Source organism: Morganella morganii (assembly GCF_019242955.1).
GTDB classification, from domain to species: Bacteria; Pseudomonadota; Gammaproteobacteria; order Enterobacterales; family Enterobacteriaceae; genus Morganella; species Morganella sibonii.
In genome coordinates this window covers 1827310-1852232 of record NZ_CP066129.1, presented here as the reverse complement: position 1 = coordinate 1852232, position 24923 = coordinate 1827310, and the positions used below count along the sequence as shown (strand labels likewise).

Sequence of the window (24923 nt, the reverse complement as noted above, 5' to 3'; positions counted from 1 at the left end):
GCCGGCAGGCGTAAACTCCGGACTTACAGACCTCACTTCTTATTTTTTTCTTCCAGATACGCTTTCAGCACTTTCGCCTGATTGTGCTCTTTATCTTTTGCCGCAAACAGCAGTGTCAGATTACCCTGCGCGGCTCTGTCCAGCAGCGGTTGCCATCCCTGCGGTCTGCTGTCCAGTTCTTCGCGGTAACGCCGTTCAAACTCAGAAAACTGATCGCTGTTAGCGTGGAACCACTTGCGTAAATCGGTATCCGGCGCAACATCCTTATTCCATTCATCATAATTCAGATCGGTTTTTTTAATGCCGCGCGGCCACAGCCGGTCAACCAGCACACGGTAACCGTCACTTTCCGCGACCTCATCATAAACCCGTTTGCAGAAAATCATATTGCAGCTCCTTTAATCTGTTTTTCATGACTCAGTAACCAGGCTTTGCGTTCAATTCCTCCGGCATAGCCGGTCAGTTCACCATTTTTGCCGGTAACACGGTGACACGGCACCAGCACTGAAACCGGATTCATGCCGTTTGCCCGTCCGACAGCCCGGACAGCACGCGGGCAGGATAACGACTCAGCCAGCATACTGTAAGTAACCGTACAGCCAAACGGCACGGACAGTAAAGCATCCCAGACTTTTTGCTGAAAAGGCGTTCCCGGCAGCACCAGCGGAACCGTAAATTCCGTCAGTTTACCGGCAAAATAGCCCTGCAATTGTGTATCCAGCAGTGTCAGATGAGGATGACTTCCGTCTTTCACCGCCATTTTCAGCCTGGACGAAACCAGCTGCAAGGTATCTTCGCGACGGTTGTCCTCAGTAAATTCCAGAAAACAGATACCCTGCTCCGTTGCTGCTGCCGACATATCACCCAATACTGTGCTGATTTGTGTACGATATATCATCAGAGTTCCTTTGTTTTTCGCGTACCGTTATAAGGTGTACTGTTTTCTTTACGAAACTGTCTGTTTTTTGAGTTAAAATTGATTTTATTATGCTCAACTTCTTTTTAGTGAAAACTTGATTGAACTCACACTAATGAGTAAAGTACACCCCAACGATACAGCACATTGACTGTACCATTTTAGATTAACAGATAAACACGTTCACCTGAGTATTGAACATTATTTTCAGAAATAATGGAGGAATTGTTATGGCTAAATTAATTAAATCCACAAAAACAACTTTCGATCGTATTACCACTGCAGTTATGACAATTTCTGTACCGCACTTCTTTTAATTAAGACGCGACAAATTGCCGGTGCCGCTGTTATTTATGCGGCACAAAAAAAATCGACAGCTCAAATGCTGTCGATTTTTTTATTTATGTTATTCCGCAACTAACGGTTTATTGTGCGCTTTTTGCGATATCAGGCACTTTGGCCAGGTCAGCGGCAATCTTAACGGTTTCATCAAGATACGCATCCGGTCCTTCGTAATCTTTCGGCAGTGCCTCCAGATTCGCCAGCGGTTTCTTACCTTCACGGGCATAACGTTCATTAATCCGTTTCAGTCTGATCCCTTCCAGTTCTTTATCTTCTTTATCACGCTTCGCGTAATTCAGAGAGATAATATACTGTGTTGGTTTATTCGCCTTAAACCGGGTCAGATCTTCATAAATATATCCGAATTCCGGATCGGCTTTTGAACGTTCCTGATATTTCTGTGCCAGTTCAGGTACCGCTTTACGGATAATATCAGTCTGTGAATACTCCGCCGGGGCAATGCTGTCCCACGGCAGTGCATTATCCTCAAAACTTTCACCGATATCGTCGTTATCAAAGCCGGTCGGCATAATGATATCCGGGGTTACCCCTTTACGCTGGGTACTGCCGCCGTTGATACGGTAGAATTTCTGGATGGTATATTGCACAGAACCTAAATCCGGCCATTCCGGGCGCAGCATCTGATCGTAAATCCGGCTGACCGGACGGTGCTGCTGCACAGTTCCTTTACCGAAGGTCGGCTCACCGACAATCAGTGCACGGCCGTAATCCTGCATCGCTGCCGCAAAAATCTCAGACGCGGAAGCACTCAGGCGGTCAACCATCACCACCAGCGGACCTTTGTAGTAAATGACATCATCGCTGTCAGCATCTTCACGGACACGGCCGTTATTATCCCGCACCTGCACCACCGGACCACTGGTGATAAACAGACCGGACAGATCCACCGCTTCAGTCAGTGCACCACCGCCGTTACCGCGCAGGTCGATAATCACCGCATCCACTTTCTCTTTCGCCAGTTTCTGCAGCTGAGTTTTGGTGTCATTGGTCAGACCCACATAGAAACCCGGAATATTGAGCACCGCGACTTTCTGGTCGCCGACCTGTTTGATGGTCATTTTCACCGCTCTGTCTTCCAGGCGGATCTGCTCACGGGTCAGGGTGACAATACGCGGTTTGGCACCTTTGGTATCACCCAGCACTTCGAGGCGAACTTTACTGCCTTTGGCGCCTTTGATCTGCGATACCACGTCATCCAGACGCCAGCCGACCACATCCACCATCGGCTTTCCGGTCTGGCCGACAGCCAGAATTTTATCCCCGACCGCCAGTTCTTTGCTCTTCAGCGCAGGACCACCGGCGACCAGTGAATTAATCACCGTATAATCATCATCCATCCGCAGCACGGCACCGATGCCTTCCAGAGACAGGCTCATTTCAGAGTTAAACTGCTCGGTATTGCGCGGGGAGAGATAACTGGTGTGCGGATCGATCTCGCGGGCAAACGCGGTCATGATCAGCTGAAAGACATCCTCACTTTTGGTCTGAGTCAGACGCTTAAGGGCATAGGTATAGCGCTTGGTGAGGGTTTCTTTGATTTCGTTGTCATCTTTGCCGGACAGTTTCAGGGTCAGCCAGTCATATTTGACTTTGGCATCCCACAGTTTGTCCAGCTCGGCTTCTGTCTGCGGCCACGGTGCTTTGCTGCGGTCCACATCAATGACATCATCGCCGTCAAAATTCATCGGCTGTTTCAGACGGTTCAGCGCATACTGAAAGCGCTCGAAACGGCGTTTCTGTGACAGATTAAACAGATCATATAACGGCTGTAACTCCCCTTTGCGGAGATAGTTGCCGACATCTGCTTTATTTTTGCTGAATTTCGCCACATCAGACGCTAAAAAGACGTTATGGCTGTAATCCAGCAGATTCAGATAGCGTTCCAGGATTTTCGCTGAAAATTCCGGGTCCAGCTGAAACTGGCGGTAATGGGAGTGCAGAAACCGGGATGTCACACGCTCACTGACCGTGGAGTGCTCCGGTGCCTGCTGAGTATCCGGTAACTGGCTGATTTTGACATCCGGCAGCGCAGTGGTGCCGGTTTTTGCCATCGTATTGCCGGTTAAACTGAATCCGATGAGCAACGCCAGGGGTAAAAATTTGTTCATGCCTCGGTTGACTCCGTATCAGAATTTTAAGTGTTCCGCACGCACGATCATTGCCAACCCTGAAGGCAGCTGAACACGTACACCGTCTTTGGTGATCTCGAGAACCTGCGCATCCATAACGCCGGAACCGACTGTCACTTTCAGTTGCTGTCCAACCTTCAGTGCCTGAATATCAGTAATTGGTGTCAGTTCAGACTGAGATTCGGGACGGGGTGCACGTGGTTTACGTGGTGCGTCAGCGGATTTTGGCGACTGAGCTTTGCCGGTACGCGGCGCTTTAGGCTTGTCCGTACGGCTGCTGCGGGAGTCAGCGGCAGCTTTATCTGCCTGACGTGGTTTTTTCCCGCCTTCCTGCTCACGTTTCTGCGCGCGCTGTGCCTGGACTCTGGCTTTAGCTTCCGTTAACTGGGTACGGGCATGTTCAACATGTTCCGCTTCCAGATCGCCGCAATCGTTACCATCCAGATCAACACGTTTAGCCCCTTCTTTAACGCCGTACAGGTAGCGCCAGCTCGAGGTGTACATCCGCAGTGCGGTACGTAACTGTGTTTTACTGATACCATCTTCTTCAGTGATACGACTGACGATATCGCGGAAGATGCCGATTTTCAGCGGACGGGCTTCGCCTTCTGCCACAAAACATTGCGGGAAGCGCTGAGCCAAAAATGAAATAATTTCTTTACTGCTATTCAACTTGGGTTGATTTTCCATGAATTTTCCTGATTACAACGGTGCTTTGCCAACCAGCAGGCATGAACAGGCGTCATTATAATAGTGTTGCAGACAAATGCTATGCTCCCGGAGGCCTAACTTGCGATCATTTCACGATATTTCGGCATAAAGCACGTTGCAAGATGTGCGCAGAGCGCGTCATTCAAGGCTTTGAGACCAATTTCATCATTATTATCAAAACGATTAAAAATCGGGCTGTCGATATCCAGCACGCCGATAATCTGACCATTTACGATAAGCGGCAACACGATTTCTGAGTTACTGGCCGAATCACAGGCAATATGTCCGGCGAAATCATGCACATCATCCACACGGATGACCCGTCCCTGCGCAACCGCCGTTCCGCAGACACCCCGCCCCGCAGGAATACGGACACAGGCGACTTTGCCCTGAAACGGTCCCAGCACAAGGGTATCACCCTGGAGAAGATAGAATCCGGCCCAGTTTATCTGTTCCAGTTCATCAAACAGGACAGCACTGACATTGGACAGTGTTGCGATGACATCCTTCTCATCACTGATGAGCGATGTTAAACGGCGGGTTAAATCCTGATAAAACGCGAGTTTGTTCATGTGTCACACTACAGTTACGGGTTAAATATCCGGTTAAAGTAATGTTTAATTTATATCAAATAACAAGGCAGCCCTATAGGAATAATTACAAATCCTTTCACATTTTCCGGGAATAAGGAGAGAAAAAACGGCGGGAATAAAAAAGAGACCGGATAAAGTCCTCTATCCGGTCCAGGGAAAAAGGCTCGTAGCGAGCCGTGCGCTAAAATTGCCATTGAAAATATCGTACAACCTACATGATTAAGATTAGTCGGTTTGGTTACATATGCAAAATATTTATTTATCAAATCGTTAACATATATCTGATTTAAATGGCTTATATTTCAGTTGGTTAATTAATAACCGAATATTAATCGTTAAATTTCATAATTAATATGTGTTATTTATCACCACACAGCGCACCGGCAGCCTCTTTCACCGGGGTCAGATCCATCTCTTTTTCCGGGTTTCCGGGTTGTTTTAATGTAATAACTGAGAGATCAGTCACTTTTATTTTCTGCTCTTTCGCCTGTTGTGCCGCCACATCATTCAGCGGGTATGACATCAGTGTGGACGGATTAATCACCCACAGTGCATTTCCGTCCCGGCAGTTGAGCATCACTTCCTCACGGGTAAACGGCCATTTCTCACCAAACTGGAATTTGCTGATGGTTTTCAGCGGCGCAGCCTGTGCCGCTCCCGCCAGTAAAAGAGGAATTAATGCCAGAGCTTTCATCATCGTATGTCCCGGTTGTCAGCCCGCCGGAGAGTTACGCAGGCTGATAAGTTGCAAAAATCGCCACCATTAAAATGGCCAGTGTGCCGAGAATTATCTCAATCCAGCTGTTAATCATCAACAGGCGGAAGCGGCCTGATTGTGCGATTTTCGGTACTACCGCATAACGGTTGATTACCGCCAGCAGGACCATCGTCAGTACCAGCCCGGTTTTCAGCCACAACAGTGCCTGATAATCACTGCCGCTCCACTGCGGCCAGTCCGGCAGCAGCATCAGAGTGCTGATAAGGCCGGTTGCCAGTACCAGGAAGACAGCAAGGTGACCCAGGTTTGAAAAACGGATCAGTGTCGCGGTAACGTCCTTTGGCAGCCCCTCGGCAAGCGTGTCCCGCCGGAGCAGGATCAGCAGACAGACCAGGAACGGCCATAATCCGCCGAACCAGTAAGCAGCACTGAGAAGATGAACAACCTGATTAAGCTGATATAACCGCCCCGCCCAGCCGCTGTACAGCATACCGTGGCCGGTAAACGCATGCAGCGCCAGCATCACAGCCGCACACACCAGGAACAGCGAACTTTGTGCTCTGCCGGCCGGCAGAAGCAGTCCGCCGCAGAGAACCACCGCAAGCACCAGTTGCCAGCGCCAGATCTCCCCGAAAGATGTCGACAGTACGGCGGATATAATGTCCGGGTCCCGCATATCTGCCCAGCCATCCCCCATCAGTGCTGCCTGTAACAGCAGCCAGAGAACGGTTGTCAGAGCCGCGAGCACCGCTGCACAGCGCGCAGTGTAACGAAGCCTGACCCGCAGCAGCAGCGCCACCCGGTCACCGGAGAGCAGGACAGAGAACAGGCCGCAGCCCGCAAGGAGCATCACGGCCGTAAAATGAATGAAGCGGCAGATAATCAGCAGCGCTTCCGGTGTCAGTTCCATAACCGGCTTATTTCACCGTAAACTGATAGGCACCGTTGGTTTTATGTCCGTCAACAGAAACCACTTTCCATTCGACATGATAGACACCGGCAGGCAGCGTTTCCGTCAGCGGGAGGATCAGACGGGTATCATTCCCTTCCGCCAGTTCCGGTTTTCCGGCTGCCACACTCTTATTCTGTGCATCTTTCACACTGATTTTACTGAATTTAAGTTCAATACCTTCGGAGAAGTCCAGTGAGATATGTTCAGGCGATCCGGTCACTGCGGTATCAGCCGCCGGTACCAGCGTTTTGACATGCGCATGCGCGAAAGCCTGCTGGCCGGATAAACCAACGAATAAAACAACAACAGCAGATAATTTGCGCCAGTGCGCCGTCAGGTTAGTTAACATAATGGTATGCCTCATTTTTGCAGGTGATGTAATTATGCGGGACATACTAGCGCAACCAGGGGTATTGCGGAAACCTTCACAGGCCGGAGAGTGTTTTTTGTGATCGGTAACACAAATAAAAACCACACAAATATCAGTACATTATGATAATTGTGTGGTTATATTATAAATAATAATGCTGTCAGCAATAATCAGCTTGCTGAAGGCTCGCTCGCCATGCGACCCAGATCTTTATCCAGCAGGAACATCGATTTACCGCTGTCACCCACCATCGCAAATTTATCCAGTACAGATTTGAACAGTTTTTCTTCTTCGTGTTGTTCAGCCACATACCATTGCAGGAAGTTAAAGGTGGAGTAATCCTGTGAGGTCAGCGCAGCATGTACCAGTTTATTAATTTCATCAGTAATTAATTTTTCATGCTCCAGCGTCAGAGTGAAAACTTCACTCACTGAACCGAATTCAGTCGGTGGTGCATCGATGGCTCCCAGCAGCGGCATCGCGCCGGTATCGCTGAGATAATTAAACAGGCGCTGCATATGTTCCATTTCTTCCGCGGCATGCGCTTTTAAAAATGCGGCAGCACCCTCGTAACCTTTATCAGCACACCATGCGCTCATCTGCAGATATAAATTCGAGGAATAGAATTCAAGATTCAGCTGGGCATTCAGTTGTTTGACCATATCCGTCTTTAACATATACAGGCTCCTGAGTAATAGTTTATTTCATCATCTGCGGTCATTATGCACACTCCTGCCGGGAAGAAAAGTGCTATTTAATAACTTCACAACATATTGAAAACAAAATGATTTTGTAAAGATAATCAGAATTAATCGCATTCTCTTTACTGGCAAACTGAATACGCTTTAATCCGGGCTTGCAGTCCGGCGGAAGCTCAGTTAAGTTAAGGCCGTCAGCCGTTACAGGAGCATATCGTGGGTTATAATCTTGCCGAACTCAGTCAGGAAGAGATGGATAAAATCAATGCGGACTTAGCCGCATCCGGTGTCGCCTTTAAAGAGCGCTATAATATGCCGGTGATCGCCGAGCAGGTGCAGCAGACACTGCCGGAATCCCTGCGTGCCTATTTTGCCGAACGTCTGGTGTTTTACCGTCAGCGCAGTGCCGGATTATCCCGCCTGCCGTATGAGCCGAACGCCAAACGCTGAATATAATAAAGGCGTGCCTGAGCACGCCTTCAGGCCGTCGACAAACCCGCAGGGGTTGGCGACGACCGACAAATATTGTAAAAATAAATCAGGAAAATCAATTTATTGATTTTCGGCTGATAACACAAAGCAGGAAAAACCGCGTTTTATCCTGCTTTGTCTGCAATATTAAGGCGTGCAGTTGCACGCCTTTTTACGGTTTAACCGTCAGTGTCATTACTGCGGCAGACCGTAAGTCATGGTTTTTGCCGCACAATTGATATCAACGGTATAGCTGACCTGCTTTTTCGAGCCGCGCACTACCAGCGGCACGCTGTAATTACCGTCTTTCTCAGTCACTTCCGCCACATTCACCCAGGCAACCGGCTTGCTGCCCAGCAGCGCTTTATCATCCTGCCAGCGCGGGTAACGGCTCTGCACAAAATCATATTTCACCTGTGCCGCTATCTGATCTTTGTTCAGCGATTCGCACGACGGGAACGTCACCATACGCTCATTTTTGACTTCTGCTGTCGCCGGCGCCTGTGCGCTGACGGTAAATGCCAGCAGAATACCTGCACCTGCCAATCCGGTACGGGTGAACAGATTCATTGCTTTCATAAAACCTCCTGTTTTAATCCCGAAAGAGACTAAATGTCATTTTTATACAATAGCGCTTAATCAAATTTTACTTAATGCTTATTGATACAAACTAACATATTTATTATCAGGAAATTGTGACACTTGTTAAATATTTGTTTCTGTTATTCGCTGTCGTCATCTTCCTCATCAAACATCGCGCGGATCTGCTCACCGCCGTGATGCCGTTCGCGTAACTCTGCCGCAACCTGTGCGATGGCCTCACCACTGCTCATTCCTTCCTGCATCAGGGTATGGATACGCTCAACAGCGGCCTGCTGTTCTTCATGACTTAACGCGGGCATTCCGGTAAACATAATCACCTTCTATAACATTTCAGTAAAAAACACATTATACTCATAATGATGGCGGTACGCATCCGCCTGTTTTCCGATAAAATAACCGGCAGTTTCCGGACACAGATTACTGACAAATTTAATGATGACATCACATTCCGTACCTGTACTGACACCGCTCGAATACCAGCCCGGTCTTGCCCTGAGCCTGTTTGCCCCGCTGTCACATCAGCCTTGGGCCATGCTGCTGCACTCCGGCAGTGCACAACATCAGCATAACCGCTTTGATATTCTGACCGCCGATCCCCTGATGACCCTGACCACCCGGGGGGATGAAACCTTAACTGAAGATAGCCGGGGCCGGTGTGTCCGTCAAAATGAGGACCCGTTTCAGTTACTGGATACTGCACTGGTACAGTGCGGGCTGAATCCGCTGCCGCACGATGATTATCCGTTTGCGGGCGGTGCCATGGGATTGTGGGGATATGATCTCGGACGACGGACTGAATCCCTGCCGTCGCTGGCACGCAATGAGCTCTCTGTCCCGGACATGGCCGTCGGTATTTATGACTGGGCGGTGATTGTTGACCACCAGCGCCGCTGCGCCACATTAATCACTTATACTGATCCCGCCGCACGTCTGCACTGGCTGGAAAACCAGACCACACCGGAAACCGTGCCTTTCGCCCTGACCGGTGACTGGCAGTCCGATATGACCGAAACGGAATATCACGCCAGTATTGCCCGTATTCATGACTATTTACAGGCCGGTGACTGTTATCAGGTCAATTTATCGCAGGGATTTACCGCCCCGTATGAGGGGGATGAATGGCAGGCTTTTCTGCGGCTGAATGACGAAAACAAAGCGCCGTTTTCCGCATTTCTCCGCCTGCCGGATGCCGCTGTGCTATCTGTGTCGCCGGAACGCTTCCTGTGGCTGAAAGACGGCACCGCCGAAACCCGTCCTATCAAAGGTACCCGTCCCCGTCATCTGGCTGATCCGCAGGCTGACGAGGCAGAAAAACAGGCACTGGCCGCGTCAGAAAAAGATCGCTCGGAAAACCTAATGATTGTTGATCTGATGCGCAATGATATCGGCCGGGTGGCACTTCCGGGTTCGGTCAGTGTACCATCGCTGTTTGCTGTTGAGCCGTTCCCTGCGGTCTGGCATCTGGTCAGTACCATTACCGCACAATTACCTGCGGCATGCCGGGCGGCACATTTATTGCGGGCCTGTTTTCCCGGCGGTTCCATTACCGGCGCGCCGAAAATCCGCGCGATGGAAATCATTGAAGAACTCGAGCCTGTCCGCCGCCACGCCTACTGCGGCGCTATCGGTTATATCAGCGCCTGCGGCACCATGGACACCAATATCGCGATCAGAACACTGATTGCAGAAAACAACCACCTGTATTGCCGTGCAGGTGGCGGAATTGTCGCCGACAGCCGTGCCGCAGACGAATACCAGGAAACGTTTGATAAACTGGGCCGCATCCTGACGGTGCTGCCGGAGAGAAAAAATGAGTCCGCTTGAACGCTTTATTCCGCGGTTTCAGTTAACCCGCCCCTCTGAAGCGGAAATTGCCGGTGAGCGTGATCGCCGGGCGGCGGTGTTACTGCCCATTACCAATAAAGAGCGGCCCGGCATTCTGCTGACACAGCGGGCCGCGTCGATGCGTTCCCATCCGGGTCAGATTGCCCTGCCGGGCGGCGCGGCGGATCCCGGTGAAATCTCCCCCATCGCTACGGCATTGCGTGAGGCACGCGAGGAAGTCGGTATTCCGCCGCAGTCTGTGAAGGTGCTGGGACAAATGGCACCAGTGGACAGTGTGACAGGTTTCCGGGTGACGCCGGTGGTCGGGATTATTCCGTCATCACTGCCGCTGTCGGGTAACCCGCAGGAAGTGGCGGATATCTTTGAACTGCCGCTTGATGCCGCTCTTGATCTGAGCCGTTACCGCTACATTGATATGGCCCGTAATACCGTAGAGCGCCGCCTCTATTTTTACCTGTATGAAGGACGGATGATTTGGGGATTAACAGCCGGTATTTTATATCGTCTCGCAACGCAAGTGAAAAATGATTGATTTGTAACCGATTTCACACTTCTGCCCTATTTCCCCCTGTTTTTTTTCATCAGGTATGCCCGATTTTTATCCGAAAGCGCTGTTACGCAGTGAAAAATGCGATAAACTACTTTATCCGTGTGAGCAAATAACAGTAAAGTAACGCGCTTTACGATAAATCACTATTACATTGTTTTTTAAGGAGTCTGACGTGATTAGCGTTTTTGACATGTTTAAAGTGGGTATTGGTCCTTCCAGCTCCCATACCGTAGGGCCGATGAAAGCCGGGAAGCAGTTTGCTGATGAGTTGGTTGAAAAAGGTCTGATTTCCCGTGTGACCCGCGTTTCTGTTGATGTCTACGGATCACTCTCCTTAACCGGGAAAGGTCACCACACCGATATCGCCATCATTATGGGTCTGGCCGGGAACTTACCGGCAACCGTTGATATCGATGGTATTGCCGGTTTTATCCGCAATGTGGAAGAGACTGAGCGTCTGTCACTGGCCAATGGTCAGCAGACCGTGGATTTCCCGCGTGAAGGCGGCATGAATTTCCACACCGGTAACCTGCCGCTGCACGAAAACGGTATGAGCATCACTGCATTTGCCGGTGATGAAGAACTGTACACCAAAACCTATTACTCCATCGGCGGCGGGTTTATCGTCGATGCAGAGCATTTCGGTCAGGATAACGCCAATGAAACACCGGTTTCCTACCCGTATGCGTCAGCTGAAGAGCTGCTCAATCACTGTCATCAGACCGGGCTTTCAGTTTCCTCTCTGATGCTGAAAAATGAGCTGGATATGCACAGCCGTGAAGAGATCGACGCGTATTTCGCCGATGTCTACAAAACCATGACTGACTGTATCGCCCACGGTCTGGAAACCGAAGGTATTCTGCCGGGGCCGCTGCGTGTACCGCGCCGCGCCGCCGCGCTGAACCGCCTGATCAACTCAGCCGGTAATCTGTCCAAAGACCCGATGAACGTGGTTGATCTGGTTAACATGTTTGCACTGGCCGTCAACGAAGAAAACGCCGCGGGCGGCCGTGTGGTCACCGCACCGACAAACGGTGCCTGCGGGATCGTACCTGCCGTGCTGGCGTATTATGATCACTGCATCGAGAAAGTCACGCCGGAAACCTACCTCCGCTACTTCCTCGCCTGCGGCGCGGTCGGTATTCTGTACAAGATGAACGCATCTATCTCCGGTGCGGAAGTCGGTTGCCAGGGCGAAGTCGGCGTAGCCTGCTCCATGGCAGCGGCCGGTCTGACTGAAATCCTCGGCGGCAGTGCGGAACAGGTTTGTGTCGCAGCTGAAATCGGCATGGAACACAACCTGGGCTTAACCTGTGACCCGGTTGCCGGCCAGGTTCAGGTGCCATGTATCGAACGTAACGCCATTGCCTCCGTGAAAGCGATCAACGCCGCCCGTATGGCTATGCGCCGTACCAGCGCACCGCGTGTTTCTCTCGATAAAGTCATCGAAACTATGTATGAAACCGGGAAAGACATGAACGCCAAATACCGTGAAACATCACGCGGCGGTCTTGCAATCAAGGTTCAGTGTGACTGATTTTGTGAATTAAGTCTCAAAACATAATTCGGTAACATTAATATCCCTGCAACATTGCAGGGATATTTTTTACCTGAAGCGCATCAGCACCGGTTGTTTTTCAATCAAACACCCTGTTTTCAGGCAGAAATGCTAACAATATGTGAAACCCATCAACACAACACTCTGATAAATGCCTCATTCACAACCCATCACTCTGAGAAATAACTCTTTCAACACAATAATTAACTATAATTAAGTGTTTAATGTTTCTGTTTTGTTGTTTTCTGACGGAAAGCAAGTTTTTTTACATCCATAGAATGTTACTCTGTCATTTAATTAGTGCCCCGAAATTAATTACCGCTGCTTAAACGTAAATAATTAGCGGTATCACGGGCCTGAGACTATCTTTACACCGGAGTCTTACGGTTTTTTTCCTGACCCATAAAAGATTCTGTGTAATACACAAGAACCATCCTGTCTGATGTTAAGGGGGAACAGAGGTGAGTATAGCCATTATGATTGGCACCCACGGCAAAGCCGCTGAGCAGTTACTGCGCACGACTGAAATGCTGATCGGTGAACAGGAGAACGTCTCCTTCATCGATTTCGTACCGGGGGAAAATGCCGACACACTATATGCGAAGTACAATGAAAAGCTGCCCGGTTTATCAACCGCTGACGGGGTTTTATTCCTCGTTGATACCTGGGGCGGCAGCCCGTTCAACGCAGCAAACCGCATCGTAACCGAGCAGGACCAGGCCGCAGGCGGCAACAGTAATTATGAGATAGTCACAGGCGTCAACGTACCGATGCTGGTCGAAACCTTTATGTGCCGCGATGACAATCCGTCATTACAGGAACTGGTTGCGGTCGCACTGGAAACCGGCCGCGAAGGTATCCGCGCCCTGAAAGCACAGGAAGAACCGGCACCGAAAGCGGCACCTGCACCAAAACCGGCCGCACAGCCGGCGGCACCGGCAGGCCCGGGCGGACACATGACCATCGCCCTCGCCCGTATCGATGACCGTCTGATCCACGGCCAGGTCGCCACCCGCTGGACCAAGGAAACCAACGTCAAACGTATTATTGTTGTCAGTGACGATGTCGCCAACGATACGGTCCGCTCAACACTGCTCAAGCAGGTCGCGCCTCCGGGTGTTACTGCGCACGTGGTGGATGTCGCCAAAATGGTCCGTGTCTGGAATAACCCGAAATACGCCAATGACCGCTGTATGCTCCTGTTTACCAACCCGGCCGATGTTCTGCGCCTGGTGGAAGACGGCGTGGAGATCAAATCGGTTAATATCGGCGGGATGGCTTTCCACGAAGGTAAAAAACAGGTTAACAATGCGGTTTCCATCGATGAGAAAGATATTGAGGCATTTAAAGCACTGAATGACCGCAACATCGAGCTGGAAGTCCGTAAAGTCTCCACCGATTCAAAAATAAAAATGATGGATTTAATCAGCAAAGCTGAAAGTTAATTTGACCCATTACTCAATACAAAATTTGTTGTTTGCAAAATGACTGGTTAAAGGAGAAACACAATGGAACTTTCCGTTGTACAAATCGTCCTGGTCTTCATCGTTGCCTGTGTCGCGGGTATGGGGTCAATCCTCGATGAATTCCAGTTCCACCGCCCTCTGGTCGCCTGTACGCTGATGGGGATCGTACTGGGTGATATGAAAACCGGGATCATGATCGGCGGTACGCTGGAAATGATCGCGCTCGGCTGGATGAACATCGGTGCGGCTGTGGCACCGGATGCGGCGCTGGCATCCATCATTTCCACCATCCTGGTTATCGCCGGGGGTCAGAACATCGGTGCCGGTATCGCGCTGGCGATTCCGCTGGCGGCAGCCGGTCAGGTGCTGACCATTATTGTCCGTACCATTACCGTTGCCTTCCAGCACATGGGTGACCGTGCGGCGGATAAGGGGAATCTCACCGCTCTGGGGATGATCCACGTCAGTGCCCTGCTGTTACAGGCAATGCGTATCGCTATCCCGGCTGTCATTGTGGCCGTGTCTGTCGGTACTGATGTTGTCCGTGAAATGCTTGACTCGATTCCGGACTGGGTCACCAACGGTCTGAATATCGCAGGCGGCATGATTGTTGTGGTCGGTTACGCGATGGTTATCAACATGATGCGTGCCGGCTACCTGATGCCATTCTTCTATCTGGGTTTCGTTACCGCGGCATTTACTGATTTCAACCTGGTTGCGCTGGGTGTTATCGGTGCGGTTATGGCTGTGCTGTATATCCAGCTCAGTCCGAAATACAACAAATCGGAAGTCGTTGTCGCTGCCGGCAGCAAAAACGACCTGGATAACGAGTTAGACTAAGAAGGTGAGCAACATGGTTGATACTACAAGCAACGTAACCGGCAGAAAACAGTTAAGAAAGAGCGATATCCGGGGTGTTTTCATCCGCTCAAACCTGTTTCAGGGTTCATGGAACTTTGAACGTATGCAGGCGATGGGCTACGCATTCTCGATGGTACCGGTGATCCGCCGTCTTTATCCGGAAAATAATGAAGAACGCAGGCAGGCTATCAAACGCCATATGGAGTTCTTTAACACACATCCGTATATGGCTGCCCCTATCCTCGGTGTGACCTGTGCGATGGAAGAGCAGCGTGCGAATGGCGCGGCTATCGATGATGGTGCCATCAACGGTATCAAAGTCGGTCTGATGGGACCGCTGGCCGGTGTCGGTGACCCGATCTTCTGGGGTACCGTGCGTCCGGTCTTTGCTGCCCTCGGTGCGGGGATTGCCATGACCGGCAGCCTGCTCGGGCCGTTACTGTTCTTCTTCCTGTTTAACCTGGTCCGCCTGGCAACCCGTTATTACGGTGTGGCTTACGGCTATAAAAAAGGACTGGATATTGTTCAGGATATGGGCGGCGGCTTCCTGCAGAAACTGACAGAGGGGGCATCAATCCTCGGCCTGTTTGTTATGGGTGCGCTGGTAAATAAATGGACAAAAGTGAATATCCCGCTTGTGGTGTCGGAAATTAAAAACCCGACCACCGGCGAGATGGAAATCACCACTGTCCAGACCATCCTCAACCAGCTGATGCCGGGCCTGATGCCGCTGCTGCTGACATTCGGTTGTATGTGGCTGCTGCGCCACAAAGTGAATGCCCTGCTGATTATTATCGGCTTCTTTGTGCTGGGCATTCTGGGTTACGTCTTTGGTTTCCTGGGACTGTAACCGGCAGCACGCGCGTTAACGGACGTATATTTTCAGAGCGCGTATTTTCAGAATGAATATGTTAGTTTAAACGGGAGGCTCGCCTCCCGTTTTTTGTTTCACTTCAGGGGAAAGAACCACAATGACTGTAAATGATATTGTTCTGCTGGCCGTGATTGTGCTGATGCTGCTGTTTGCCGTTTATGACGAATTTATTGTTAACACACTGAAAGGCAAAACACAGCTGCGGATAAAACTGCGCCGTAACCATCGCGCTGATGCCGTGATCTTTATCCTGCTTATCGGTATTGTTATTTATAATAATATAACCGGACACGGCAGCCCGTTAACAACCTATTTACTTTCCGGGTGTATTATCATTGCAATTTATCTGGCTTTTATTCGTTCACCAAAGTTATATTTTAAACAGGATGGCTTTTTTTACGCCAATGCATATATTAAATATGACAGAATAAAAACAATGAATTTATCAGAAGACGGCATTCTTCTTGTGGGTTTGGAAAATCGGAAAATTTACATAAAAGTCACCCATCTTGATGATTTACAAAAGATTTATAATTTTATGATTAATCATAAATAATAACCCCTGATTTTTATCCCCCTACAGAAATAAAGACTAATGATAATATTAGTCTTTATTTTCTTATTAAATACCCTGGTAATGAAAATCATTCTCATTAGCATCTTTATAAATTAAAATATATATTCTTGCCTTTTTTATTTTCTGTGATATCTTTCCGGTCACGTCATTGGGGAGTAGCCTGTTCTGTTATTAACCTCACAGAGAAATAACAGAAAATCCGTGTCAACATACTTGCGTGATATTATATCAGCATGGTGCGGATGCCGTTTCGGTTGGCAAGACCATAGACACGCAGTTCACCGGAGGTCGGGGTTGGATTGTGTGTATATGGATAAGCTACCCGACCGAGACTGAGTTTATGAGTTTTTACGCCACCCTCGTCCTTGCCCTGGCCCTGTCTATGGATGCCTTCGCCGTTGCTGTCTGCAAAGGCGCTACCCTGAACAAACCACCTTTACGTGAAGCACTGCGCACCGGTTTTATCTTTGGCATAATTGAAGCTGTCACCCCGCTTATCGGCTGGGCAATCGGCATTTATGCCAGTCAGTATGTGATGGAATGGGATCACTGGATTGCCTTCTCACTGCTGTTTATCCTCGGTGCACGTATGATTTACAACAGTGTCACTGCCGGTGATGACTGCTGTGCCCGTCATGAAAAACCACAACGTCACAGCGCATTACATCTGGCAACCACGGCTGTTGCCACCAGTCTGGATGCCATGGCAATTGGCGTCGGTCTTGCCTTCCTGGAAGTTAATATTGTCCATACCGCGATGACTATCGGGCTGATGACCATGATTATGGCCACCACAGGGATGATACTCGGGCGTTATATCGGCCCGCTGCTGGGCAAACGGGCTGAAATTATCGGCGGGATTGTACTGATTATTATCGGCTTCACCATTCTGTATGAACACATCGGTTAATCCGCAGTGGTGATACGTTCTGATGACCCGCTCCGGCGGGTCTTGTTGTTTCTGAATCTGACTTATTCTTCCCGGCGGTATACCCGGATCAGAAAATTGGTTTCACAGGAAAATGCGGTTTCGGCTGCCAGCTGATTTCTGACCGCGTCCGTCGCTTTCCAGGCAAACGGTGTCATGGAGAGCAGAGCGAGTGCATCCGCACCGTTCAGCACCATCGGATAAGCCACCTGCTGTTCCTCTGCCGGGCCGAATCCCGGAAAATGTTCTTCTTTCAGCGGATGCAGATGTACCTCATCATAAATACGTGATTTCAGCTGATACAGATGACGCGGTCCCGGTGTTACCGTAATCACAATACCGCCCGGTTTCACCACCCGGGTTAACTCGTCAGGATTACATGGCGCATAGATCCGCAGCACGCCCTCCAGACTGTTATCCTCAAAGGGTAAACGCTGGCTGGAGGCCACACAAAAGCTGACCTGCGGATAACGTTTTGCCCCGTAGCGGACTGCGACCTTCGCCACATCCAGCCCGTAAACCGTAATCTGCCGTGCTGCAAGGCGTTCCGCCAGCGCACTGGTGTAATAGCCCTCACCACAACCGATATCCAGTACCTGTTCTGCCTGTGCCGGTAAATATTGCTCAAATGCAGCGATCACCTGATCCCGCAGCGGACGGTAATGATGATTATCCAGAAATGCCCGGCGTGCCTGCATCATCTCTTTACTGTCACCCGGTTCTTTTGAGCGCTTGAACTGAACCGGCAGAAGGTTGATATATCCCTCTTTCGCAAGATCAAACTGATGGTGATTTTTGCAACTGTAACTGCCGGAACGGCGTGTCAGCGGGTGCTGGCAAAGCGGACATTGGTAAGACATAATCATTCACTGTGAAATAATGTAAAGGTGCAACCGGCAACGGCCTGTGCCGGTGACGGAAAATCTGAGGCGAAACCATACCATGAAAACCTACTGGTGGCAGGATAAAATTGATGATTATCAGCAATGGCACAGCCTGCTCATCAGGGTTAATCCGGAAACGGCAAATAAGGATGCGCCTGCTCTGCTCAGCGGTCATTACAGCCGGATGCAATTACAGCTGCGCGGCACTCCGCTGTTCTGGGCAACCGTTCTGCGCGACCATTGCGGTGTCTGGCTGATTTGTAATCAGGACCATCCGGCTCAGCAGAATCTGTTATCGCCGCTTCGCTCACAACAGACTGAGAAAATTGCTGCTCTGCCGGCAGATCAGCAAACCCCGCAGTGGTGCCGTTACTTCGCCCGGGATTTGCAGGAACGGTCCTCCCCGCTGCTCACCGCCGGAGAGTGGTTGCTGCGCCCGATGAATATTACACCGCCGTCCGCTCCTTATATTGTCAGCGCACCGCATCCCCGCGAAAAATGGTGCTTCCGTTCGCCGTTCACCAAAGATATCAGTAATGCGGACTGGCAGTTATACCCCGGTGATTTACCTGATCTGCAATCCCCCGAACGGGTTATATTTGTGGACTGGTGGTTCGGCGGTTACCGGCTGCTGCCGCGCTATACCGTTGAACCTCAGAGCAGCCGCCTGAAATACTGGCGCAAAGTGGCCCGCGAAGGAAAACTGCCGCCGGTGCTGGTCTGGTATATCAGCGGTCTGGCATCCTACCTCATCCTGGACGGCCATTTGCGGTTACAGGCAGCGTATGATGAAAATATCCCCCCCTCCTTTATTGTACTCAGTCAGTATCATGAATGCCGTTACGAACCCGACCCGGCTGAGATTGAAAAAGTACAGAGGGCATTAGAACATCAGATGCATAAAAATCCGCGCCCGAATGTCCGCGGAATAAACCAGACATTAATCAGTCTGTATCAGAACCGGTACGGACGCCATTCCACCCGCAGCCGGGCAATACTGGGTGACGGCAGTACATGGGAAGAGGACGTTTCCCGCTATCTGCACCGGTATCAGGATACCGGGCATCTCACTGCCATTTTACGGCGGACAGAAGAAACGGAGTGACCCGCTAATCGGATAAATCTGCTGTGAATATTTTTTGTTCAACGCAGAATACAGCTTTACCCGTCAGATTACTCTCCGCCCCCTGAGCCATATAAGGAATATCTATGTCCGGATTCACCCGTACCTTTATTACACCACTTTTGCTGCTGTTTTCAGCCTCGCTGTTTGCCGCGGCAGAAACCAAACCGGCAGCGCCGGAAAAAACCGCCGCAGCTGATCTGGATCTGGTCTTTGTTCTGGATAAAAGCGGTTCAATGTCCGGTTTTGAACAAGACACCATCGGCGGTTATAACTCCGTTCTTGCGGAAAACCGTAAAAAAGAGGGAAATATTTACGTCACAACGGTTTTATTCAACCAGGAAAACAGCACACTGCACAACCGCGAACCTATCAGTAAAGTCAAAAACCTGACCCCGGATGATTACACCGTCGGTGGTAATACCGCATTACTCGATGCGGTCGGCGTAACAATTGAAAAAATCCGCGAAAACCGGAAAATTACCAAAAACAATAATGTGTTATTTGTCATTATTACCGACGGTGAAGAAAACAGCAGCAGTAAATACAGCCGGGATAAGATCAAAACAATGATTAATTCTGCGGAAAAAGAAGATAAGTGGGACTTTATTTTCCTCGGTGCCAATATTGATGCGATCGCAGAAGCCGGAAATATCGGAATTAAAAGCGACAACGCCACCGGTTATGTGCAGGATAAAGCCGGTTATGGCAAAGCGTATGAAGCGGTGAATAAAGCTGTTGAAGTAAAACAGCAATCAAAACCGATTACTTCCGACTGGAAAGCTGACGTCGAAAAAGATAACAACGAACGCAGTAAAAAATAACAAAACACCTCTTATTTATTCACCAAAACAGTACGGTTCGCCGTACTGTTTTATTTTCTCGTCCCGCCATTCTTTTTTCCCCGCAACTCTGCTTACCATGAACATTAAATGACCAAAGTTCAGCCGGATAATTACGCCAATTTGACTATATTAATGCCAATAACAACCACGAGGTGTAATTATGTTTAAAAAATCTTATCTTTTTTTAGCATTGATTCCTTTTATCTCTGTTGCCGCACCGGGTATTGATGAAAGTGATGATGTCACAACCTCAATGCCTGATTTTGCTACCGGTAAAATAGAGCAATCTGCCGGTGTTAAATTAGGTTCCGGGTTTATCAGTAACGATGCAAATAACACGATTATCATTGGTAACACGGCGGATAAAAATGAAATCCCGCCGGAAAACCCGAACAGCAGCATACCGGCAAACCAGCCAAAACCGCCGGTGGCAAAGTCTGATTCTGATATTGCTATCGGTAACAGTGCCTATGCTGACGGTTCCGCAGATGGCCAGGCCGGAGCTCCGTCAATGGCTGTCGGTAATGGCGCCGTTGCCAAAGGTGAAGGCTCTGTTGCCCTCGGCAGCAAAGCCGTTTCTGACGGAATGGGCGGTGTGGCCATCGGTGATGCGGCGAAACAGAAAAACGGCGGGATCAGTATCGGCGGCAATGCCAGCGCCGGTGCGGGTGGTACCATTGATAACCCGTTCGGTGGTACGGTTGAAATCAACAACAGCGTTGCTATCGGCCGTGATGCAAAAGTCACCGGCGGCGCCATTGACTCTATCGCTCTGGGTTCCGGCTCTGTTGCCGGCAAAACCAGCGGTGATGCCCGCTTCCTGGACAAAACCGATGCAGCGGCTCAGTACACCGGTGAATTATCTATCGGGAAAAAAGCAGAAGCCCCGCAATGGGGTGAGAAAGATACTTACCGCCGGATCACCAATGTCGCCGGTGGTTCAGAAGATACCGATGCCGCGAATATTGCCCAGCTGAACGTGGTCAATAATACCGCCACTGCGGCAGAAAACACGGCCAAAGCAGCTGATACAAAAGCAACGGATGCCAAAAAAGCGGCAGATGCTGCGGACGGTAAAGCCACTGAAGCACAAAAAACGGCGGTAACGGCAAATACCAATGCGGTTGATGCCCGTAATACGGCTTATACCGCCAATACCACAGCGCAGAAAGCCAATAATACCGCGAATAGTGCCTATAACCTGGCAACGCACAACGCCGCCCGTATTGATAAACTGGAGCTGCGCTATGATGAGCTGAATGACAAAATGCAGCGCGGTTTTGCAATGTCCGCCGCCACATCAAACCTGTTCCAGCCGTATAACGTCGGTAAATTTAACCTCAGCGCGGCAGTCGGCGGATATAACTCTGAAAATGCCGTTGCTGTCGGCAGCGGCTACCGTTTCAATGAAAATGTCGCGGTTAAAGCCAGCCTCGCGACTTCCGCGTCAAACGGCGGAGATGTTATGTACGGTGCCGGTATGAATCTGGAATGGTAATAAACAGCTAAAAGTAACACAGGCTACCGGCCGGATACCATTTTGCTATTCTGCGCCGGCAGCCATTACATTAAAAACGTTTATTTTCCGGGGGGGTTAAGCATTATCCGGCAATTGGTTCCGGACATCGGCAGCTCAGCAAAATATAAAAACAAAAATACCAATAATATGCCGGAAAAATCAGAATTTAACACTCACCTTAAGTTCAGAACAGGCGACTAACTCTGATTCCTCAGAGTACAGAAAATAAAACAACCGAGGATAAAAATACAATTACAATCAGTGCGAGTAATGTTCTGAATATACCCTTCAATGTTTGCTCAAGAAATACTAATCCGTGTTTGTTACCCATCTCTTTCAGAATCCATAGCGCTACTCATTTTATTTTAGTTATGTGAAACCCATCACGATATAATGATATTACTTATCCATTTAGTCAATAAATATACTGTTTTCGAAATCTTTTTTTGATGAGTATCGGCTCCTCCCCCTGCAAACCTGATAATGAAACTCATTTTGTTTTGATACGTTTTCTGTCCGCTTTACACCTTCCCGGAAAGATCTGCATGCCGTACAGCCGGGACCTGAAATAATCCGTCCCATGCTATCAATTAGTTGATAATGCTTTATCACCGAAAGCATGACACAACGCAATAAAATTTATATCATTATGTTATTAATGAATTTTTATCTTGTAAATCGCATATTTATCACATCAGCCATCTGACACAAACACAACTACGCACATCGATAATATCGCGTTAGTGAGAATTATCAGATTTTATGATTGAAAATCCATCTCCGAAAACCTGAAAAGGCGTTTATCTGTTTTTTTTACTAAAAAAACGTGTTCAGGCGCAATTTTTATTTGCCTTAAGATCAGAAACCCAATAAATTACGCACCAAATTGGTTTAACCCAAAACTACATAACAGTCATACACACAGATACAGGAGCTCCTGACACCCCCGGCTTGCATCAGCATCCCGGATGATTTTGATGTCATACTCATACTGACAATGATTTTGCAGACTCTATTTCGACCGGCACTTCCGCAATACGGCCGGATTTTTATGATGGACGCAGATTATTTATATCGCTAATTTTATTGGCAACATTATTTAATTAACGCCGGGTTTATTGCTGTCAATGCAATAAGTCAACACAACCTTATTATCTGGAAAAAACGAATATCACCATGTCTGAAAAACATAAAAAACACTTTAATAAAACCTTGCTGGCATTATTTCTGACATCACAAAGCACTTTGGCATTTTCCGCAATGGACTATCAGGTTTCACAGATAAAAGAGATTGGCCAAGCTGCTGCAATATCTTCAGACGGAAGTATTGTTGCCGGAACTTATGAGATTTCGGATAATAACTACCGGCCCTTCCTTATTGTAAATGGCAATTCATTTGATCTGAGTAAATATGCCACCGGCAATGACAGCATTTATATCTCCGGCCTTTCCGCTGACGGTAATATGGCGACGGGTTATATAGTTGACGCAAATGATAACGTCAAATCGAAAATGTATATTTACATTGCCAATACCGGCGATATAAGTATTCCGGATCAACAGGCATTTACCAGTGTCGCCTCACAGGGTATTTCCGGAGATGGTAAAACTATTATCGGTATTGCAGACCAAAAGGCTTTCCGTTTTACGGAGCAGGACGGCATAACATTACTGAATCCGGCGGATTCTGAAAGCTCAACAGCAAACGGGGTTAATCATGACGGCAGTGTGATTGTCGGCCGCTTCATCACCGGTAATGGTCAGGCATTTAAATATACCGCAGATAACGGCATGGTATCCCTGGGCACACTGAGAGACGATAACACAGGCCAGTCAAATGCTAATGCGGTATCCGCTGACGGGCTCGTTACCGTAGGCTCGTCAACAGACAATAACGATGAAACACATGCTATCCGCCATAGTGATAAAGAAGGTATGCGCGATCTCGGTACGCTGAAGAAAGATAATACAGGGTATTCCAGTGCGTCATCGGTTTCACATGACGGACAATTTATCGTCGGATCGTCTTATAATGAAGATGATACCGAACGTGCCTTTGTCTACGTTTCCGGTGAAAAAAAGATGTACGAACTGAAACCTGTTCAGGATGAACTCGCCGGAGAATCCAGCGCTGAAGCAATTTCTGATGACGGCAGAGTCGTTGCGGGTTATGTGCAGAATGAAAACAATGAAACATCCGCTGTTTTATGGAAACTGGACTATAAACCGCCGATGACACCACTTGAGCCGTCAACACCGGTTGACCCGGTCAAACCCGTTGAGCCGGTCAAACCTGTCGAGCCGATCAAACCCGTTGGCCCGGCTGAACCTCTGACGCCGGTTGAACCGTCCGGACCCGGTGAGGTTATTATTTCCAATCCTGTTGATATCGCCAAAACCCGTAATACGGTGACAAAACTGGCAAACAGCAACTATCAGGTTCTGGATTTGTATCAGACCGCGCTGTATAACCTCGCCGAAAGCCGTTGCCGGATGGGCGATGACAATTACTGTACCGGCCTGTTTACCCAATACGATAATGTTCACCGGAACAGCCGTGTCGCTACCGGCGTATTTGGTTCATTCCGTTTACCGGCAGAAAACTGGACGCTGGGCGCATCACTGAATTTTGCGGTTAACACGAATCTTGCTGATGGCTACGATACCCGCGGAAGTAATAATCCCGGCGTCGGCACATGGTTACGTTACCAGAAAAACAGTGATAATACCGGCTTTAGCAGTGAATTTTCCGCCGCATTTTTACAGCAGGATCTGGAAATTACCCGCCGGGCACAACGCGGAACGGAAACCGGAAAAGGTAATTCCGATATAAAAGGTTACTATGTAAGATTCACTACCGGTTACGGTATTAACGTCAGCGAAAATACGCTGGTTACTCCGCTGGCTGCTGTTAAATATCACCATGTCACACGGGCCGGATATACTGAATCAAATGGCATTAGTTTTCCTGCAACTTACGGCCGTGCCGGAAATAAAAATCTTGATTTACAGCTTGGTGTTGATTTAAAACACCGTGTTAATCAGAGTGCAGAACTGGATGCGGGTATCGGTGCCGATATCAGACTCCGCCATCAGCGCGATGCATTTACCGGTCATATTCAGTATGTGAACGATACTGATTATATTTATGACCGCGGAGACAATCAAAATATAAAACCATATGCCCGTGCCGGTGTAAATTACTTTATTAATGAGAACTCAACAGTTCGCGGTGATATCGGTTATCACACCACTGATTACCGTAATGATGGTTTACAGGTTGGCCTCAGTTATTCATACCATTGGTAAGCACTTTTAAATTAGCTGATATTATCCGGCAATACTTATTTATTGCCGGATTTTTTATTT

Annotated in this window: 25 protein-coding genes and 1 riboswitch; of the genes, 13 read left to right on the top strand and 12 right to left on the bottom strand. The window is 49.0% G+C overall.

The window, feature by feature from the left end:
* Positions 1-32: 32 nt before the first annotated feature.
* The 9 genes from JC793_RS08560 to ftnA all read right to left on the bottom strand — a co-directional run bounded on the left by JC793_RS08560 (position 33) and on the right by ftnA (position 7429).
* Positions 33-386, bottom strand: coding sequence for a DUF488 domain-containing protein (locus tag JC793_RS08560; protein ID WP_107679813.1), 354 nt, complete (start codon positions 384-386; stop codon positions 33-35).
* Positions 383-898 (bottom strand): methylated-DNA--[protein]-cysteine S-methyltransferase, encoded by a 516-nt coding sequence (locus tag JC793_RS08555; RefSeq protein ID WP_166707668.1) that lies wholly within the window; start codon positions 896-898, stop codon positions 383-385. The genes JC793_RS08560 and JC793_RS08555 overlap by 4 nt, the downstream gene beginning before the upstream one ends.
* Before the next feature lie 443 nt (positions 899-1341).
* The gene (prc, locus tag JC793_RS08550) at positions 1342-3387 is read right to left on the bottom strand and encodes a carboxy terminal-processing peptidase (protein WP_107679811.1); all 2046 of its coding nucleotides are present in this window, start codon (positions 3385-3387) and stop codon (positions 1342-1344) included.
* A gap of 18 nt (positions 3388-3405) precedes the next feature.
* Positions 3406-4098, bottom strand: coding sequence for an RNA chaperone ProQ (gene proQ / locus JC793_RS08545; RefSeq protein WP_052927446.1), 693 nt, complete (start codon positions 4096-4098; stop codon positions 3406-3408).
* Positions 4099-4193: 95 nt separating this feature from the next.
* Positions 4194-4691, bottom strand: coding sequence for a GAF domain-containing protein (locus JC793_RS08540; protein ID WP_046892274.1), 498 nt, complete (start codon positions 4689-4691; stop codon positions 4194-4196).
* Positions 4692-5070: 379 nt separating this feature from the next.
* Positions 5071-5406 carry a YebY family protein gene (locus JC793_RS08535; protein WP_218428381.1) on the bottom strand — a complete coding sequence of 112 codons (336 nt, stop codon included), beginning with the start codon at positions 5404-5406 and terminating at the stop codon, positions 5071-5073.
* Positions 5407-5440: 34 nt separating this feature from the next.
* Complete coding sequence (gene copD, locus JC793_RS08530) at positions 5441-6340, bottom strand: copper homeostasis membrane protein CopD (RefSeq protein WP_218428163.1); 900 nt, start codon at positions 6338-6340, stop codon at positions 5441-5443.
* A gap of 7 nt (positions 6341-6347) precedes the next feature.
* The gene (copC, locus tag JC793_RS08525; RefSeq protein ID WP_218428161.1) at positions 6348-6731 is read right to left on the bottom strand and encodes a copper homeostasis periplasmic binding protein CopC; all 384 of its coding nucleotides are present in this window, start codon (positions 6729-6731) and stop codon (positions 6348-6350) included.
* 191 nt (positions 6732-6922) lie between these two features.
* Positions 6923-7429 (bottom strand): non-heme ferritin, encoded by a 507-nt coding sequence (gene ftnA, locus JC793_RS08520; protein ID WP_107679807.1) that lies wholly within the window; start codon positions 7427-7429, stop codon positions 6923-6925.
* A 237-nt stretch (positions 7430-7666) separates the two neighbouring features.
* Here ftnA and JC793_RS08515 point away from each other — a divergent pair, with 237 nt between their 5' ends.
* On the top strand, positions 7667-7900 hold the full coding sequence (locus tag JC793_RS08515) for a DNA polymerase III subunit theta (protein WP_025154120.1): 234 nt from the start codon (positions 7667-7669) through the stop codon (positions 7898-7900).
* Between the two features lie 216 nt (positions 7901-8116).
* Here the strand turns inward: JC793_RS08515 and yebF are convergent, their stop codons facing one another.
* Positions 8117-8500: a protein YebF gene (yebF, locus tag JC793_RS08510; RefSeq protein ID WP_218428160.1), complete on the bottom strand. Its 384-nt coding sequence runs from the start codon at positions 8498-8500 to the stop codon at positions 8117-8119.
* 143 nt (positions 8501-8643) lie between these two features.
* Positions 8644-8835 (bottom strand): YoaH family protein, encoded by a 192-nt coding sequence (locus tag JC793_RS08505; RefSeq protein WP_046892279.1) that lies wholly within the window; start codon positions 8833-8835, stop codon positions 8644-8646.
* 124 nt (positions 8836-8959) lie between these two features.
* Here JC793_RS08505 and pabB point away from each other — a divergent pair, with 124 nt between their 5' ends.
* The 8 genes from pabB (at position 8960) to mntP (ending at position 17165) form a co-directional block, all read left to right on the top strand.
* Complete coding sequence (gene pabB, locus JC793_RS08500; RefSeq protein ID WP_218428379.1) at positions 8960-10348, top strand: aminodeoxychorismate synthase component 1; 1389 nt, start codon at positions 8960-8962, stop codon at positions 10346-10348.
* Complete coding sequence (locus tag JC793_RS08495) at positions 10335-10901, top strand: CoA pyrophosphatase (RefSeq protein WP_218428158.1); 567 nt, start codon at positions 10335-10337, stop codon at positions 10899-10901. The genes pabB and JC793_RS08495 overlap by 14 nt, the downstream gene beginning before the upstream one ends.
* Before the next feature lie 190 nt (positions 10902-11091).
* Positions 11092-12456: an L-serine ammonia-lyase gene (locus JC793_RS08490; protein ID WP_107679806.1), complete on the top strand. Its 1365-nt coding sequence runs from the start codon at positions 11092-11094 to the stop codon at positions 12454-12456.
* Positions 12457-12938: 482 nt separating this feature from the next.
* Positions 12939-13922 (top strand): PTS mannose transporter subunit IIAB, encoded by a 984-nt coding sequence (manX, locus tag JC793_RS08485; protein ID WP_218428156.1) that lies wholly within the window; start codon positions 12939-12941, stop codon positions 13920-13922.
* 63 nt (positions 13923-13985) lie between these two features.
* Positions 13986-14783 carry a PTS mannose/fructose/sorbose transporter subunit IIC gene (locus JC793_RS08480; RefSeq protein ID WP_046892283.1) on the top strand — a complete coding sequence of 266 codons (798 nt, stop codon included), beginning with the start codon at positions 13986-13988 and terminating at the stop codon, positions 14781-14783.
* 13 nt (positions 14784-14796) lie between these two features.
* The gene (locus JC793_RS08475) at positions 14797-15654 is read left to right on the top strand and encodes a PTS mannose transporter subunit IID (protein ID WP_004237386.1); all 858 of its coding nucleotides are present in this window, start codon (positions 14797-14799) and stop codon (positions 15652-15654) included.
* 121 nt (positions 15655-15775) lie between these two features.
* A complete protein-coding gene (locus JC793_RS08470; protein WP_046892284.1) occupies positions 15776-16234 on the top strand; it encodes a DUF986 family protein in 459 nt (152 codons plus the stop codon).
* A gap of 157 nt (positions 16235-16391) precedes the next feature.
* A riboswitch (yybP-ykoY riboswitch) is annotated at positions 16392-16589 on the top strand.
* A gap of 6 nt (positions 16590-16595) precedes the next feature.
* Positions 16596-17165, top strand: coding sequence for a manganese efflux pump MntP (mntP, locus tag JC793_RS08465; protein ID WP_166707663.1), 570 nt, complete (start codon positions 16596-16598; stop codon positions 17163-17165).
* 62 nt (positions 17166-17227) lie between these two features.
* Here the strand turns inward: mntP and rlmA are convergent, their stop codons facing one another.
* Positions 17228-18043: a 23S rRNA (guanine(745)-N(1))-methyltransferase gene (gene rlmA / locus JC793_RS08460; protein WP_208323155.1), complete on the bottom strand. Its 816-nt coding sequence runs from the start codon at positions 18041-18043 to the stop codon at positions 17228-17230.
* A gap of 82 nt (positions 18044-18125) precedes the next feature.
* On the opposite strand from rlmA, the gene JC793_RS08455 reads away from it, so the two are divergent.
* From JC793_RS08455 to JC793_RS19735, 4 genes are all read left to right on the top strand, one after another.
* The gene (locus tag JC793_RS08455; protein ID WP_218428154.1) at positions 18126-19172 is read left to right on the top strand and encodes a hypothetical protein; all 1047 of its coding nucleotides are present in this window, start codon (positions 18126-18128) and stop codon (positions 19170-19172) included.
* 104 nt (positions 19173-19276) lie between these two features.
* On the top strand, positions 19277-20014 hold the full coding sequence (locus JC793_RS08450; RefSeq protein WP_218428153.1) for a vWA domain-containing protein: 738 nt from the start codon (positions 19277-19279) through the stop codon (positions 20012-20014).
* A gap of 181 nt (positions 20015-20195) precedes the next feature.
* On the top strand, positions 20196-21533 hold the full coding sequence (locus JC793_RS08445; protein ID WP_166707659.1) for a YadA-like family protein: 1338 nt from the start codon (positions 20196-20198) through the stop codon (positions 21531-21533).
* Positions 21534-22730: 1197 nt separating this feature from the next.
* Positions 22731-24863, top strand: a complete 2133-nt coding sequence (locus JC793_RS19735) for an autotransporter domain-containing protein (protein WP_218428151.1) — start codon at positions 22731-22733, stop codon at positions 24861-24863.
* Positions 24864-24923: the final 60 nt, after the last annotated feature.

Bases quoted from the DNA above. Each gene is read 5' to 3' on its own strand.
- yebF (WP_218428160.1), bottom strand. From the start codon at position 8,500: ATGAAAGCAATGAATCTGTTCACCCGTACCGGATTGGCAGGTGCAGGT.
- JC793_RS08480 (WP_046892283.1), top strand. From the start codon at position 13,986: ATGGAACTTTCCGTTGTACAAATCGTCCTGGTCTTCATCGTTGCCTGT.
- copD (WP_218428163.1), bottom strand. From the start codon at position 6,340: ATGGAACTGACACCGGAAGCGCTGCTGATTATCTGCCGCTTCATTCAT.
- JC793_RS08450 (WP_218428153.1), top strand. From the start codon at position 19,277: ATGTCCGGATTCACCCGTACCTTTATTACACCACTTTTGCTGCTGTTT.
- JC793_RS19735 (WP_218428151.1), top strand. From the start codon at position 22,731: ATGTCTGAAAAACATAAAAAACACTTTAATAAAACCTTGCTGGCATTA.
- mntP (WP_166707663.1), top strand. From the start codon at position 16,596: ATGAGTTTTTACGCCACCCTCGTCCTTGCCCTGGCCCTGTCTATGGAT.
- JC793_RS08475 (WP_004237386.1), top strand. From the start codon at position 14,797: ATGGTTGATACTACAAGCAACGTAACCGGCAGAAAACAGTTAAGAAAG.
- JC793_RS08540 (WP_046892274.1), bottom strand. From the start codon at position 4,691: ATGAACAAACTCGCGTTTTATCAGGATTTAACCCGCCGTTTAACATCG.
- JC793_RS08505 (WP_046892279.1), bottom strand. From the start codon at position 8,835: ATGTTTACCGGAATGCCCGCGTTAAGTCATGAAGAACAGCAGGCCGCT.
- JC793_RS08455 (WP_218428154.1), top strand. From the start codon at position 18,126: ATGAAAACCTACTGGTGGCAGGATAAAATTGATGATTATCAGCAATGG.
- JC793_RS08445 (WP_166707659.1), top strand. From the start codon at position 20,196: ATGTTTAAAAAATCTTATCTTTTTTTAGCATTGATTCCTTTTATCTCT.
- copC (WP_218428161.1), bottom strand. From the start codon at position 6,731: ATGTTAACTAACCTGACGGCGCACTGGCGCAAATTATCTGCTGTTGTT.
- ftnA (WP_107679807.1), bottom strand. From the start codon at position 7,429: ATGTTAAAGACGGATATGGTCAAACAACTGAATGCCCAGCTGAATCTT.
- pabB (WP_218428379.1), top strand. From the start codon at position 8,960: ATGACATCACATTCCGTACCTGTACTGACACCGCTCGAATACCAGCCC.
- proQ (WP_052927446.1), bottom strand. From the start codon at position 4,098: ATGGAAAATCAACCCAAGTTGAATAGCAGTAAAGAAATTATTTCATTT.
- JC793_RS08560 (WP_107679813.1), bottom strand. From the start codon at position 386: ATGATTTTCTGCAAACGGGTTTATGATGAGGTCGCGGAAAGTGACGGT.
- JC793_RS08495 (WP_218428158.1), top strand. From the start codon at position 10,335: ATGAGTCCGCTTGAACGCTTTATTCCGCGGTTTCAGTTAACCCGCCCC.
- prc (WP_107679811.1), bottom strand. From the start codon at position 3,387: ATGAACAAATTTTTACCCCTGGCGTTGCTCATCGGATTCAGTTTAACC.
- JC793_RS08555 (WP_166707668.1), bottom strand. From the start codon at position 898: ATGATATATCGTACACAAATCAGCACAGTATTGGGTGATATGTCGGCA.
- JC793_RS08470 (WP_046892284.1), top strand. From the start codon at position 15,776: ATGACTGTAAATGATATTGTTCTGCTGGCCGTGATTGTGCTGATGCTG.
- JC793_RS08535 (WP_218428381.1), bottom strand. From the start codon at position 5,406: ATGAAAGCTCTGGCATTAATTCCTCTTTTACTGGCGGGAGCGGCACAG.
- rlmA (WP_208323155.1), bottom strand. From the start codon at position 18,043: ATGTCTTACCAATGTCCGCTTTGCCAGCACCCGCTGACACGCCGTTCC.